Origin of the sequence: Sediminicola luteus, assembly GCF_002514735.1 — a bacterium.
Taxonomy (GTDB): Bacteria; Bacteroidota; Bacteroidia; order Flavobacteriales; family Flavobacteriaceae; genus HQA918.
Map to the genome: position 1 here is coordinate 577719 of NZ_KZ300476.1, position 14857 is coordinate 592575.

The 14857-nt window shown below is 44.9% G+C and carries 11 protein-coding genes and 1 pseudogene; 3 read left to right on the forward strand and 9 right to left on the reverse strand.

The genetic code is table 11. The features are described 5' to 3' along the window. The 7 genes and pseudogenes from B7P33_RS19295 to B7P33_RS02320 all read right to left on the reverse strand — a co-directional run. Window positions 1-1623 (reverse strand): annotated as a pseudogene (locus B7P33_RS19295) (hypothetical protein); the annotation flags it as partial. A 1519-nt stretch (window positions 1624-3142) separates the two neighbouring features. Then, complete coding sequence (gene yidC / locus B7P33_RS02295) at window positions 3143-5002, reverse strand: membrane protein insertase YidC (protein ID WP_097440334.1); 1860 nt, start codon at window positions 5000-5002, stop codon at window positions 3143-3145. Window positions 5003-5088: 86 nt separating this feature from the next. Beyond that, window positions 5089-6705 (reverse strand): CTP synthase, encoded by a 1617-nt coding sequence (locus B7P33_RS02300; RefSeq protein WP_097440335.1) that lies wholly within the window; start codon window positions 6703-6705, stop codon window positions 5089-5091. Between the two features lie 187 nt (window positions 6706-6892). Further along, complete coding sequence (locus B7P33_RS02305) at window positions 6893-7690, reverse strand: DUF4097 family beta strand repeat-containing protein (protein WP_141402372.1); 798 nt, start codon at window positions 7688-7690, stop codon at window positions 6893-6895. 4 nt (window positions 7691-7694) lie between these two features. Next, a complete protein-coding gene (locus tag B7P33_RS02310) occupies window positions 7695-8540 on the reverse strand; it encodes a DUF4097 family beta strand repeat-containing protein (protein WP_097440337.1) in 846 nt (281 codons plus the stop codon). A 23-nt stretch (window positions 8541-8563) separates the two neighbouring features. After that, window positions 8564-9346: a HEAT repeat domain-containing protein gene (locus B7P33_RS02315; protein ID WP_097440338.1), complete on the reverse strand. Its 783-nt coding sequence runs from the start codon at window positions 9344-9346 to the stop codon at window positions 8564-8566. Then, window positions 9343-9900, reverse strand: coding sequence for an RNA polymerase sigma factor (locus B7P33_RS02320; RefSeq protein WP_141402373.1), 558 nt, complete (start codon window positions 9898-9900; stop codon window positions 9343-9345). Before B7P33_RS02320 ends, B7P33_RS02315 begins: the two co-directional genes overlap by 4 nt. Window positions 9901-10108: 208 nt before the next feature. Here B7P33_RS02320 and B7P33_RS02330 point away from each other — a divergent pair, with 208 nt between their 5' ends. From B7P33_RS02330 to B7P33_RS02340, 3 genes are all read left to right on the forward strand, one after another. Further along, entirely contained in the window at window positions 10109-10873 is a 765-nt protein-coding gene (locus tag B7P33_RS02330; RefSeq protein ID WP_097440341.1) for a hydroxypyruvate isomerase family protein, read from the forward strand. A 216-nt stretch (window positions 10874-11089) separates the two neighbouring features. Then, window positions 11090-11596, forward strand: a complete 507-nt coding sequence (locus B7P33_RS02335; RefSeq protein WP_245871609.1) for an ORF6N domain-containing protein — start codon at window positions 11090-11092, stop codon at window positions 11594-11596. Window positions 11597-11613: 17 nt separating this feature from the next. Then, window positions 11614-12279 carry a DNA alkylation repair protein gene (locus B7P33_RS02340; RefSeq protein ID WP_097440342.1) on the forward strand — a complete coding sequence of 222 codons (666 nt, stop codon included), beginning with the start codon at window positions 11614-11616 and terminating at the stop codon, window positions 12277-12279. A 6-nt stretch (window positions 12280-12285) separates the two neighbouring features. Here the strand turns inward: B7P33_RS02340 and B7P33_RS02345 are convergent, their stop codons facing one another. Further along, entirely contained in the window at window positions 12286-12690 is a 405-nt protein-coding gene (locus B7P33_RS02345; protein WP_097440343.1) for an OsmC family protein, read from the reverse strand. Beyond that, window positions 12687-14801, reverse strand: coding sequence for a PBP1 and LysM peptidoglycan-binding domain-containing protein (locus B7P33_RS02350; protein ID WP_245871611.1), 2115 nt, complete (start codon window positions 14799-14801; stop codon window positions 12687-12689). Before B7P33_RS02350 ends, B7P33_RS02345 begins: the two co-directional genes overlap by 4 nt. Between the last annotated feature and the right edge of the window lie 56 nt (window positions 14802-14857).

Consider the following 14857-nt stretch of genomic DNA (forward strand, 5'->3'; position numbering starts at 1 on the left):
GTCGAAGGTACCATCGCCTGCCGTGCTCCACATCCCGGGGGATGGGTTGCCCGTTAGGCTAACCATACCTCCCGAACAGATCGTCTGGTCGTCACCGGCCTCGGCAACCAACTCCTCGTTTATCGTTACCGTCATCGTATCGGAGTCCCCAACACAGGGGCCGGAGGGGTTTTCGGTGGTCCAGGTAAGTACCACGGTGCCACCGCTTATATCGTTAGCTCCAGGGGTATAGACCGCTGTAGCGGAACTGGCATTGTCGAAGGTACCATCGCCGGCCGTGCTCCACATCCCGGGGGATGGGTTGCCCGTTAGGCTAACCATACCTCCCGAACAGATCGTCTGGTCCTCACCGGCCTCGGCCACCAATTCCTCGTTTATGATGACGGTCATCGTATCGGAATCACCAACACAGGGGCCGGTAGGATCTTCGGTGGTCCAGGTAAGTACCACGGTGCCACCGCTTATATCGTTCGCACCCGGGGTATAGACCGCTGTAGCGGAACTGGCATTGTCGAAGGTACCATCGCCGGCCGTGCTCCACATCCCGGGGGAAGGATTGCCCGTTAGGCTAACCATACCTCCCGAACAGATCGTCTGGTCATCACCGGCCTCGGCCACCAACTCCTCGTTTATGGTTACGGTCATCGTATCGGAATCCCCAACGCAGGGGCCGGAGGGGTCTTCGGTGGTCCAGGTAAGTACCACGGTGCCACCGCTTATATCGTTAGCTCCAGGGGTATAGACCGCTGTGGCGGAACTGGCATTGTCGAAGGTACCATCGCCGGCCGTGCTCCACATCCCGGGGGATGGGCTGCCCGTTAGGCTAACCGTAGCACCAGAACAGATTGTCTGGTCATCACCGGCCTCGGCCACCAACTCCTCGTTTATGGTTACGGTCATCGTATCGGAGTCCCCAACGCAGGGGCCGGAGGGGTCTTCGGTGGTCCAAGTAAGTACCACGGTGCCACCGCTTATATCGTTAGCTCCCGGGGTATAGACCGCTGTGGCTGAACTGGCATCGTCGAAGGTACCATCGCCGGCCGTGCTCCACATCCCGGGGGATGGGTTGCCCGAAAGGGATACCGTAGCGCCAGAACAGATCGTCTGGTCCTCACCGGCCTCGGCCTCCAGTTCCTGTAAAATAGTATAGGTAACCTCATCACTGCCCACACAGCCATTAGCATCCGTATAGGTATAGGTGAACGGCCCGGTGGTCGGGTCGGCCGCTGTGGCATCGCCAAGATCGCCGTCACCGTTGCTCCACACGCCTCCGGTCTGACCATCGGGTTCCAAAACCGTTAAATTTACGCTTGTTGTGCTATCACATATTTCTTGATTGGGTATATCAATGGATGGTTTTGAATCGATAACAATCAGTATCTCTTCAAACGGTCTACAATTCGAATCGGTTAAATCCGGATCATCTGTATCTAAAATGGCATAAGCATAGTACGTACCGGGAGCCAAACCTGAAATCCCGACGGTTGAAGTAGCGGTTAAAGGTGAACCAGAAGGTGTGACCGCAGACCCTAATGGAGTGCCTCCGGAATAAGGATTTCCAACTTGGGAATTGAACAACCTAAATTCAATATCAATTTCAGAGACATCAGTTTGAACCGACAAAAATTGACCTTGACTATCTTCACAAGTATTAATATTTGGAGAAGCATTGGTTAAAATGGGGCAAACAAAACAAACCGGAGCGGTACCGGAAACATTCAACACACACTCATCCGCACCACCTAAAAGCGTATCTGGATGTTGACAACTTCCACTTGGTGTTACTGGCACTGGTGGTGCCGAATTAGTAGTTTCGAATATGGTTACATTATAATTTACTCCTTGAGGGTATGTCAATTCCAATATTCCTGATGTTACATTGGTTGAACCCGAATTCGTTAAGCAAATAGGAGCTGACAATGAAGGTGTTGCGTTAGGATCATATGCAACGAACTCCCCATTGATTCCATTAACTGGTATTGATAAAGTATATGTACCATCATCTTCATTACATTCTGTTTGAGGTGTTTCTGATTCAATATTACAGACTAAAACACTGGAATCCCCACAACCAAATCTAGCCTTGAAATTATTAACCGATAGATTACCGTCGGCATCTTGGTCCCAAATCGCTAAATAGTAATTTGTAGTTAAGGAAAAATCAGGAACAGGCAAGGTGTTCCAAGTATTCGAGCTTTCCACCCCACAGGCTTGTAATGTCAATTGAGAGCAGTCTCCACTCAATTGTTCACCATTAGAAGCCAAGGAAGTTCCATTTTGATTAGTGCTTGATGCGTATAATGCCCAACCAATAGTATCGCCCGAATTATCATTAATTTGCACTTGAAAAGAGCCTCCATTTGCCCGTACATCAAAATTTAGCCAAATAATAGGTTGACCATTAGTAGGATTGGTCGGAGTAACCGGTAAACCCGAACTGGGGTCAATACAGCTATGACCTGTCACATCCACCAAAAAAGAAGATGAATTATAGATGCTCCCATTAAACGGATCAATGCCAGACTGGGTTTCCGCAGAACTTCCACAACGCACAATTCCATTAGGAGCTGGTGAATTCGGAGCATCGTTAATGGTTTCATTTGCATTCCACGTAGCACCTCCTTCCCATCTTTGTGCACCCTCGCAAGGTGTATCGACCTGGGCTTGAACAACTGGCAAGCCTAGGAAAAAAAACAAAATAAATTTAAAAAATAGTCGAAAAGTAGTTTTCCCCATGGTAGTGTGTTTTAAGGTTAGGTACCATAACACACAAATAGATTTCGAAAAAGGTATAATAAGGGGAAGTGCATAAAAACCTTACTAACGAACAGATTTTACGCACGTTAAAAGTTAATAAATATTTAACAAAGTCACACGCTTTTCGATAAAACGCACATAACCTCCATAAAAAGCAGTACGACACTTTTGTTTTTTATTTGTTTTTATCGTAAAACGTTAACAAATTATATGTTCTTCCAACTTATACCGGGCCCCATAAAAACACAAACTTTTTAAGTGTAGGGATTACTTTTCATTACATCGGCGGTAAAAGCTCTTTGCACGCTACTTAGATTGAGGTAACAAGGGAAAACAAAAAGCCCCACCTAAAAGGCAGGGCTTTAATTTATTTTGAGAAAAAGGATTACTTTTTACCTTGGTTCTTTTGAGCCTCGGCCTGTTCCATCATTTCGCGCATTTTCTTCTGGAACTTGTTTTCCTTTTTCGGTTTCTTTTTGTTCTCTTGGATCTGGGCATGAATCTTATCCTCGTCCAAAATCCAGTTTTTGATGGCCAACATAATAAAGATGGTAATCAGGTTGGAAATGAAGTAGTACAAACTCAATCCACTGGCGTAATTGTTAAAGAACACCAACATAATAAATGGAGATAGGTACATAATGAACTTCATGTTCGGCATACCGGGTTGCTGCTGTGGCATGTTCTGCCCTGTGGTCATCTGCATATAAAAGAAGATGGCCACCGAAGCTAAAATCGGGAACAGACTTACGTGATCGCCATAAAACGGAATATTGAACGGCAATTCAAAAATGGTATCGTAAGACGAAAGATCCTCGGCCCATAAAAAAGATTTCTGTCGCAAGGCCAAGGCCGTTGGAAAGAACATGAATAAGGAATAGAAAATAGGCATTTGGATCAAAGCCGGAATACAACCACTCATCGGACTCACCCCAGCCTTACCATACAACTTCATGGTAGCCTGTTGTTTCTTCATGGCATCGTCCTTATGCTTTTCATTGATCTCATTGATCTCGGGCCTTAGCACCTTCATCTTTACCTGCTGTACATAAGACTTATAGGTAACGGGCGCCATGGCCAAACGCACTAGAATGGTCATGAGTATTATGGCTATTCCCGCAGGTAACATACCTCCCAAAAAGCTAAACAGGGGTGTAAAAACATAGCGGTTTATCCAGCCGATGATACCCCAGCCGAAAGGAATGGAGTCCTCGAGGTTCAATTCTTTATAACGGGCCATGGTCTTGGCATCGGTTGGCCCGTAATACCAATACATATTCTGGGCCAATTCGCCACCTTGTAGGGCTATTGGCATGGTTGCACTATAGGCTTTGGTGAACTCTGCCGTGCGGCTTTCTTCCTCTACCAAATTCTTGGAAACCAAATCGGCCGACGTAAATGGTGTTTTGCTGCCTAAAATAGAGCTAAAGAAGTGTTGTCGGTACGAAATCCACTCTACGTTAACCTCCCCGGTCTCATCGTCGTCACTGGCCTCGGACAGTTTACTATCCTTACCCCCATCATGTTTATAGGTTAGCCGGGTATACCTGTTTTCATAGGTGATACTTTTAGAATGACGGATACCGGTCTGATCCCATTGCAACGCGATCGGTTTCCCGCTGTTGATTACTTGTCCCAATCCTTGGGAACGAATGGTGAAATCGACTAGATATTCTGCCGGTTTCATTTCATAACGATACTCTAAAAACTGATTGGCCGATACCTTGGCCTTCATCGAAAGCACCTGGTTCTCACCGTTTTTGGTCAATTCGGGCTCGAAATACAATTCGCGGGTATCGAGCACCCTATTGTCCTGGGTACTAAAAGTGAGGCCGAATGAGGCATTACCGTCTTTGACCAAATTCACCGGAATCGAATCGTAGGTAATATAGTCTTGCATTCGCGCCACTACGATCTGTCCGCCCTTATTGGCCACTTCCAATCGAAGTACTTCGTTCTCCAATACCGTGGTTCCGTCAGAAAATGTGGTATTGGCAAAGGCACCAATGGTTTTCTGGTATTGGGCTACGGTGGTAGAATCGGATAAGTTCAAGCTAGCCGGTTGGGCGGTCGTAGTGGCTTGCTCCTCAGCCTGTTCGGCTGCTGCCTCCACTTTTGCCTGTTCGGCCTTTTGAGCCTCCAACTCTTCGGCAGTGGGTTGGTTTTGATAGAACATGAGTATCATTAATCCGAAGATCAAGACCATGCCTATAATATAATTCTTGTCGAATTTCTTTTCTTCCATCTATTTTCTAGTGCTAGTTTCCGTCAAACGGGCAAATATAAGTCCAAATTACCAGAGTATGCCATTTTGGCAATTTCCCAAGTTTTTTACTTCTTTTTATGGGTGAGGGCCGCCTTTACCAAACCGACGAACAAAGGGTGCGGATTGGCAACGGTACTTTTATACTCCGGATGGTATTGTACCCCGATAAACCAGGGGTGGGCCGGTAACTCGACTACCTCAACCAAGCCAGTGTCGGCGTTAATCCCTGAGGCCACCATGCCATTTTCTTCCAATTGGGTACGGTACTCACTATTGAACTCGTAGCGATGGCGGTGCCTTTCGGAAATATCGTCGGCCCCATCATATACGGCTTTCACCAAGGTGTCGTCGGATAGTTTACAACCCCAACTACCCAGACGCATGGTACCGCCCATATCGGTAATGTTCTTTTGTTCTTCCATTAAACTAATTACCGGATGCGGTGTATTCTCATCCATTTCCTTGGAGTTGGCCCCATCAAGTTTCAAGACATTTCTGGCATATTCGATAACGGCCATTTGCATGCCCAAGCATATACCCAAAAACGGAATGCAGTTCTCCCGTGCGAATTGTACGGCCGCGATCTTTCCTTCTATACCACGCTCCCCAAATCCGGGAGCTACCAATATACCGTCCAAGCCTTTAAGTTGGTTGGCTACATCGGCTGCTTCCAACGATTCGGAATGTATCGACTTCACTTTAACCTTAACCTCGTTTACGGCCCCGGCATGGATGAAGGCTTCCAAAATGGATTTATAGGAGTCTTGTAGTTCTACGTATTTCCCGATAAGGCCTATGGTGACTTCTTCTTTAGGATTTTTATGTCTGGTAAGGAATTCTTTCCAAAGCGTAAGGTCGGGCGCCGGCATCATGGGCAAATCCAATTTCTTTAAGGCCACCACATCCAAACCTTCTTCCTGCATCAACATGGGTACATCGTAAATGGTCGATGCATCTATGGATTGTATTACCGCATCTCGTTGTACATTGCAGAACAAGGCCAGTTTACGTTTGATATCGTCGGAAATCTGGTGTTCCGTCCTACAAACCAAAATATCGGCTTTAATACCACTTTCCATCAAGGTTTTTACCGAGTGTTGGGTGGGTTTGGTTTTTAGTTCGCCCGCCGCTGATAAATACGGGATCAGGGTTAAATGGATCACAATGGAATTATGTTCCCCAAGCTCCCAGGTCAATTGACGCACGGCCTCTATATAAGGTAAGGACTCAATATCACCCACGGTACCCCCTAATTCGGTAATAACGATATCGTACTCACCAGAATTACCCAATAATTGGATACGCTCTTTGATCTCGTTGGTAATATGGGGTACTACCTGTACGGTCTTCCCTAAAAACTCGCCTCGACGCTCTTTTTCGATTACACTTTGGTAAATGCGTCCGGTAGTGACATTATTGGCTTGGGAAGTAGGCACATTCAAGAAACGCTCGTAATGCCCCAAATCCAAATCGGTTTCGGCCCCATCGTCGGTTACATAACATTCGCCATGTTCGTACGGATTCAATGTACCCGGATCAACGTTAATATAAGGGTCGAATTTTTGAATGGTGGTCCGGAATCCCCTAGCCTGAAGTAATTTGGCCAATGAGGCGGCAATTATCCCTTTTCCCAAGGAAGAAGTTACCCCTCCGGTAACAAAAACATATTTTGTCTGTGACATGTAGCGTTAACTTGAATTTATAACGCATGCAAAGGTACAAATTGCGCCGATACCTCTTGGGTCTTTGAAGTATTATTTTCCACCCTACCCCAAACTTGATGGCAATCCATAAATAGTCAAAAGGCCAAAGTAGAATGAACCTTGGCCTTTTGATCATGATTTAAGTGGAATCAATACGTATTCCTTACTATTTCTTACGGATTAGAATATCGCCATTCAAGGTTTTAAAGCGGATCTCTGGGCCACCGCCATTGATATCGGCATAGATCCAACCTTCGCGCTTTACTTTATAGACCCCATTGGCACTACTGCGTTTTACAGGTTGCTCGGCCACTTTTAACTTCATATCGAAATCGGAAAACACTTCGCCAAACTCGGAATTCGCCTTAATGGTACCCTTAAAATTGGCCGGAAATGTCAGGTCAATATCGCCATTAAGTCCACTAAAGGCCATGGGTTTTCCGTTTACCCCCGTAAAACTTACCGTAATATCTTGGTTAAGCGCATCGGCCACTACGGAACCTGAAATATCAGTCATAATAATTGCACCATTGGTATTACTGGCTTCAATATCGCCTGCAACATTATGCACCTTGATCTTGCCGGAATTTACAGTGCCTAATTTCAAAGAGAATTTTCGGGGCACCTTGATCTTAAAATCGGTGGAACCGGAAGGAAAGGTGGATATGCGTACCGTATTATTGCGCTCTTCTACCGAAATATCGAGATTACCGGAAGACAATCGTTTCAATCCGTTCTTAGTTTTGGGCCTACTTCTTTGCCCGCCTCTTTTATCGGCCTCAATGATTACGGTTTTCCCCGAATACCCCTCTACTTCTATAGAACCACTGATGATACTTATCTTTAATTGACCCGGCTCATCCGGGTTGGACAAGGGTACCTCCAAGGCCTCCATAGATTGGGCATTACCCCAAAAACCGATCAGGGCAAAGACTCCTAATATCCAAAGTTTCTTAACTAACATCTTTTTACTTTTTAAGGGTCACATCGCCATTTAACACATCGAAGGACAATACCGGACCTCCGTTACCTATCCTATAGCGTTCGTTACTACCTACCTTTACCCGGAAACCTTTACCCTTACTACTGGTTTTTTCCAGCTCTGGGGCCATATTACTGGCATCAAAATTGGTATATAGATCCCCATTCAGGCTTTTAAAACGGACCTCGGCATCCAAAGCTCCGTTGCACTCCACATTTATATCGCCATTAAGGGATTTAAAACTACTGTCTTGGGTAGGATTTTGGGCAAAAGACACATTGATATCTTTATTGAGGGCATTTACGGACACCTTTCCGGAAACATTGACCAAATCTATGCCCCCGTTGATATTATTGGCCGAGATCTCATCGGCTTTCAGGTTTCTTAATACCACATTTCCGTTGTTAATGGTGCTCACATCTACACTAACGCCTTGGGGCACTTTTATCTTCATATCGAGAACAAAGCGATATTTATAATTGGAACTATTGTGGTTAAAATGTCCTTTCTCGAAATCGAATCGGCTATACGGGGTATCGCAATAGGCATAAATGGTATTGCCTTCCTTTTCGATCTCAAACCCTATCTCGGATTTCCCTTGCTCTAACTTCGACTGGCTTTTGGCATTAATGTTTTTTTCCACTTCGAAAACTAGCTCCTTACCATTATAAGCTTCCAAGGTCACATTACCATTGATGTTCTTCACCACCAATTCGCTTTGCGATGCTTTGGCCGGAAGTGCCACATTTTTTTTGATGGTTTCTGAATGACTTTGAGCCCGGACGCCCATGGCCAATACCGCTGTTACTACTACTAAAATTCCTTTTTTCATGTTTTCTATTGATTTGATTGATATTACATGACCAACTGGGCCACGGTTTCTTCCATTTTTTCTTTGGCCACCGCATTAATATGATCCGAACGGATAATATCTTGAAGCACGGGCACGGCCTCTTTCGCCTGGATTTGCAACAGGGTCTCGGCCAAGCTAATCTGCACCATGGCATCTTCTTGGCTGGCCATGGCATAGACCAGGCCTTCGCGTACTTCGGGTTTATGTGCAAAGGGCATCAAGGCTTCGAGGGCAGCCAAACGAACATTTGTGTTACTATCGTTGTTTAGGGTAGTGAATAGGGCCTTTACCACTATGGCATCGGCTTTTTGCAAACGCCCGATGGCTTCCAAGGCCGCCAAACGGTTACTGGCCATATCATCTTCCAACAAGGCCAACATTTGGGAATGATCTGCATTTGACTCGGTTTGTTGTTGCACCAAATCAGCTGACGGCATGGTTTCGTATTGTTTCCCCAGCAGAAAGCCTGCTACAAGCACTACCAGACCAAAGGCCAATTGTTTTACCCATGATTGATATACGAATGTTTCCAATCGTTGCCAAATGGACGGTTTAACCTCACTTTGCTCCTTTCTCAAGGCGGCATAGAAACGCTCATCCATTTGCGATGATGGTTCCGGAATTTCCATTTCATTTAAACGATCAAGTAACCTGGCATAACGGTCTACCTCTTCTTGATGCTGCGGATGCCTTTCCAAAAAACTGTTACACGCTTGGTTCTCGGATGCCGACAACTCGCCCAACACATAGGCCTCGCGTACTTCTAAAAATTCTTTTTCAGTCATCTCTCAGATTTTTCCAATTCAAAAAAAATAGTCTTCAATTTCTGTAAGGCCCTATGGGTGCGTGTACGGGCCGCACCTTCGGTACACCCCACTACTTCGGCAATTTCTTTATAGCGCATTTCCTTGAATTTATTCAAAACGATCAATTCTTTGTTCTCTAATGTCAAGCTATTCAAAGCCTTTTCTAGCTGCCTGGTATTGTGTGATCTGTCGAAGGCCAACTCTACCTCAGCCGCCCCGAACTCCATTCGGTTATCGGCCAATTCTACTTGAGGGCCTTGCCTATTCTGTTTGCTATAATGCGTATTGAACACATTACGTCCAATATGGAACAACCAGGCCATAAAATTCTTGTCATTCGTATAGGTTTTCCGATACCGCAACACCCGCATAAAGGTTTCCTGTACCAGGTCTTCACTTTGTTGCCTATCACACCCCAACTGATAGAAAAACCCAAACAAACGACGTTTGTACCTTTCATATAAAAGGCCTAAGGTTTCGGTCTTACCTTCACTTACCTGAAGCATTAATGCGTGGTCGGACAGTGGATCCAAATCTATCTTTTAGGGTGGTTTTCGAAAGGGTAAACCGCAACTTTACGGTTTCGTTACAAATTATTTCAAATTATTTTCTTTTCCCACCCAACCTTCTGAATTTTGGTAGAATACAGATGATTCTACCTTGTATTATACCCCAACAATACCCTACCACTACCCACCAGTTTATTCCGAAACCTTAATTTGGCCCAATTAATTCCAAACTATGGGCAACGTCATCAAACATTCGGTCTGTCATTGGCCCTTTGAACCGTATTCGTTCGAAGATTTTTTATTAGCGGTAAAGGCCATGGGGGTTCAAACCATAGACCTTGCGGGCCCGGACCAATGGCCTTTACTAAAAAAGCATGGCTTTCATTGCGCTATGTGCAATGGGGCCGAAATAAGTTTGGAAGAAGGCTGGAACGACCCCAAACACCATCCGGAACTGATCGCCCGTTATAGTGACATGATACCAAAAGTGGCCGAGGCCGGGTTTAAAAACCTAATCTGTTTCAGTGGTAACCGAAATGGTATGGATGACGAAACCGGAATACAAAACTGTATCGACGGGCTTTCCCAAATACGCTCATTGGCCGAAGAGCATGGGGTAATCATCCAAATGGAGCTTTTTAACCAACAAGACCATCCCGATTATATGTGCGATTCAACGGCATGGGGCGTTCGTCTTTGCCAAGCCTTGGGGCCAAACTTTAAACTGCTATACGACATCTACCATATGCAGATCCAAGAAGGCGATATCATTAAGACTATACGGGATAATATCGCATATATTGGTCATTTTCATACGGCCGGTGTACCGGGCAGATGTGAAATAGATGACCAGCAAGAATTGAATTACCCGGCCATTATGCGGGCCATTGCCAGTACCGGATACCAGGGTTATGTCGCCCAAGAATTCTTGCCCACCGAAAAAGGTTCGTTGGACACTTTGGCCGAGGCTTTTGCCATTTGTAGCGTGACCGTTTAACCCTTCCCTTTCTTACTGGGTACAGTATTGAAACCATCTTTTGGTTTCGGTCTAAAAATCGTATTTTGTAGGAATAACCAACACCTTTTACTTTGATATCATCCAGTTATTTTTAATGATACGAAAGCGCTTTAAATTCCATTTGCATTACGTAAACGGAACTTAACGCCTCTAATTGGATTGACAATAATGGTCTAGGGATAATACATTTTAATCGTGAAAACAACCCACTTACCCAAAGAAAGGATATTACAGAAAATATTGAACCTTCGTAATGAAAAAGTAATGCTCGACTTTCATTTGGCGGAACTATACGAAGTCGAAACCCGAGTACTTAAGCAAGCTGTTAAAAGGAATATGGATCGTTTTCCTGATGATTTTATGTTTGAACTATCCCATCAAGAGATTGATTATTTGGTATCACAAAATGTGATACCTTCCAAAAAACGCTTGGGCGGGGCCCAACCCTACGCCTTTACCGAGGCTGGTGTAGCCATGTTGTCTAGTGTTTTACGAAGCAAAAGGGCAATTGATATGAACGTAGCCATTGTGAGAACATTCATCCAACTTCGTAAAATAGCCAATAACTATGACGAAATACTTAAAAAGGTAGAACAAATGGAAACACGTTATGATCTGCAATTCGCAGAAATATACCAAGCTTTGCTCCATTTAACCGATAAACCTAAACCATCAAGACCAAAAATAGGCTATAAAAAGTAATCCCCAATTTAATCGCTATGGACCATTACCGATTACAACAGCTGTTTCAGGAAGCTGCCAACCCGCTTAGGGCACAAGCCATGTCGGCCTATATGCGGAACCAATTCCCCTATCTGGGGATAAAAAGTCCGGAGCGGAAGACCTTACAAAAACCTTTTCTGATCAAAACCGCCAGGCCAGATATCGCCGAAATAGATACTATACTTCGGGAGTTATGGCTGTGGCCCGAACGGGAATACAAGTATTTCGCCCTAGATCTATTAACCAAATACACCAAACAGTGGCAACCCTCCCATTTGCGCCTTTTCGAATTCATGGTCTTGCAAGAATCGTGGTGGGATACGGTGGACCTTATCGCCTCGAAACTAATGGGCTCGTTTTTTAAACTTTACCCGCAACAAATAGAAGCTAGTACCCAGCAATGGTTGACCTCTGGAAATATGTGGTTACAGCGCTCTTGTCTTTTGTATCAGCTGACCTATAAATCAGAAACTGATACCAAACGTTTGGCCTATTTTATTGCACAACTTCAACCTTCAGACGAATTCTTTCTGAACAAGGCTTCCGGCTGGGCACTTAGGCAATACAGCAAAACCGACCCTGAATGGGTGCGACACTTTGTATCAAACACCACTTTAAGTCCAATGGCCGTAAAAGAAGGTACCCGATTGCTTGGTAAGTAATCTAGCCTATAATTCCCAACGGAATTCGATATGCTTTTCAATATCGGGATGCAGGCTATGGTGCACCGGACAGGTATGGGCCGTATGCTCCAACACCTTTCTTTCCTTTTCCGTAGCTATGGCAGGCAATCGCAGTAACAATTCTATTTTTGAAATACGTCGTGGATTCGAGGCCATATGTTTGGTCACCTCTACCTCCGACCCGGTAAGATCCAGCTCCATATCACGGGCCTTGACACCCATAATGGTCAAAATACAGCTGGCCAGGCCCGTAGCAATGGTATCGGTAGGGGAAAAAGCAGCGCCCAGACCGTTGTTATCGGTTGGGGCATCGGTAATAAAGCTATCACCCGATTTCAGGTGCACACAATGCGTACGCAGGTTACCCGTATAAGTTACTTTGGCCGTCATTCCGCTTCAATCTCTTTTACACGCATTTCGGAAAACTCTAAAATATAGGAGGCCTTGTTGCTATAGCCTTCAAAGCCTTCGCGCCAATAATCGAATTTGTTTCCGTTATAGACTGTTTCGCCCACCATATCGGTTACTTGTCCAAGGGCCGGCTTATAAGCCAATTTCAACAACAGATCATAGGTTAGGTCGAAACCACGAATAGCATAACGATCCGGCTCGGTACCAAAACGTTTCAAATACCTTTGGGTAAAGGCATTGGTACCCACCTGTTTATAGGCCGAAGGATAGGTAAACTGTAATTGGGAGAGGTGCGAGCTATTGATCATAGGATTTTCAAAGCCTTTGCCCCTATGGGTAGTGAACAATTTAACGGCAACCTCTTCGGTACGTACCGAATTTAAAATGGAGACCACACTGGAGACTACCCTAAAATTGTCGGACTCTAAAAACACCCAATTCGGCTTTTTATCGGAAACGGCTGCGGTTAGATCGTCGATATTCAGGGACAGGTTTTCTTTTAATTGCAGCGATTTGGCATTCGGAAACCTTTGATGAATCAAGGAATCGGTCTTTTTGTTAGCGGCATCGGCAATCACGATGACATGGGCATCGGTATAGGCCGCACTCACGTGTTCCAACAAACGCTCGCGCATCATTTCAGGTTTAGGTACCGAATAGAACACATTGGCATGACTGATATCACTACTCGATTGGGCCGGGGCGATTACCGGCACATTGAAGACAGAAGCCCTGGCCGCTACCTCATCCAAAGCTTTTGGGGTCAACGGCCCTACGATAGCATCGTAATTACTTAAAAGCTCAGTAGACAGTTGTTCTTTTACATACCCCTGACTCAAACGGGTATCCAAGGTTTTGACATCTACCGAAATACCCAATCGGTTTACGGAGTCCAAAGCGATCATGGCCCCTGAATACAGTCCGAGACTGGCATGGGCATCGCGCCTACCCTGTAAAGATTTTTTCGCTTTTTCGGTATTGCCCACATCTATCTTATCTAATCGAAAAGGCAACAAGAATAACACCTTCGGTTTACGCATGGGGTTAATACTATCGAGTAAGTTCACCTTGTCCAAGATCAAAGCGTTCTTTACCTCAAAATCCCCCTCAAGATCCTTGGGTAGCTTTAGGATCATTCCGGCTTTTAAACCTTCACTTAAATCTGGGTTCAAGGCCAATAGATCGGTATAGGAAATACCCAATTGACGGGTTAGCGAAAACTCGGTCTGTTTGGGTTTAACCTCATAAAAATTATAGTTTTCGGTATTTACCACCTCGGTTTCAGGCTCTGGTTTAGGCAAACGTATAATCATACCTTCTTGTAAACCACGTTCTACCACTTCCGGATTCAACTCCTTAATCTGCTCTTCAGTAACCCCAAACTCCTGACCCAGACTAAAAAAGGTCATTTTAGCCGGAACGGTATAGGATTGATAAAGGGCAACGGATTGATCTTCGATGGTACTACCCAGCTTCTTTGGCACCTTAAGGGCCTCTCCCATAGGCAGTATATCTTCTAACTGCGGATTAAGTACACGTAGACTATCTACCGTGATTCCGTGAGTATAGGCTATACTCCAAAAGGTTTCCTTAGGCTTTACGATATAGGTATCCCATTCGGTTTCTTCAACCACCAAATCTTCAGGGGCCACACGAAGGTATTTCGGGATTTTTAGTTGCATCCCCTTTTTTAAGGAGTTTGCATACAATTGCGGATTATAGCGCTTTAACTCTACCTCTGTAATCTGATAACGTTTAGTAATGCCGAACAAGGTTTCCCTACGACGCACCCTATGTTTGGTATAACCAATAGGTTCGCGTGCCGCGGTTTTGGTAGAATCTTGGGCTTGGCCAGCCTCCTCTTGAACCCCACCCATCGGTATTACCAATAAGGTATTGGGCTGTAAGGCATCGCCTTCCTTTAATTCTTTATTTTGCTTGAGGATGTTGTATGGGGTAACCCTGTACTTTTTGGCAATCGAATATAATGTTTCGCCTTCCTTTACCGCATGGGTTATAAACTGTTGGGCCGACACGGCCATACCCATAAACAACCCTAAAACAAAAAGTATACGTCTTGTTCCTTTCATATGCATCGTGACCCGTTTTAGTCTTCAACGTTATTATTGGCAATAACGTATCCTTA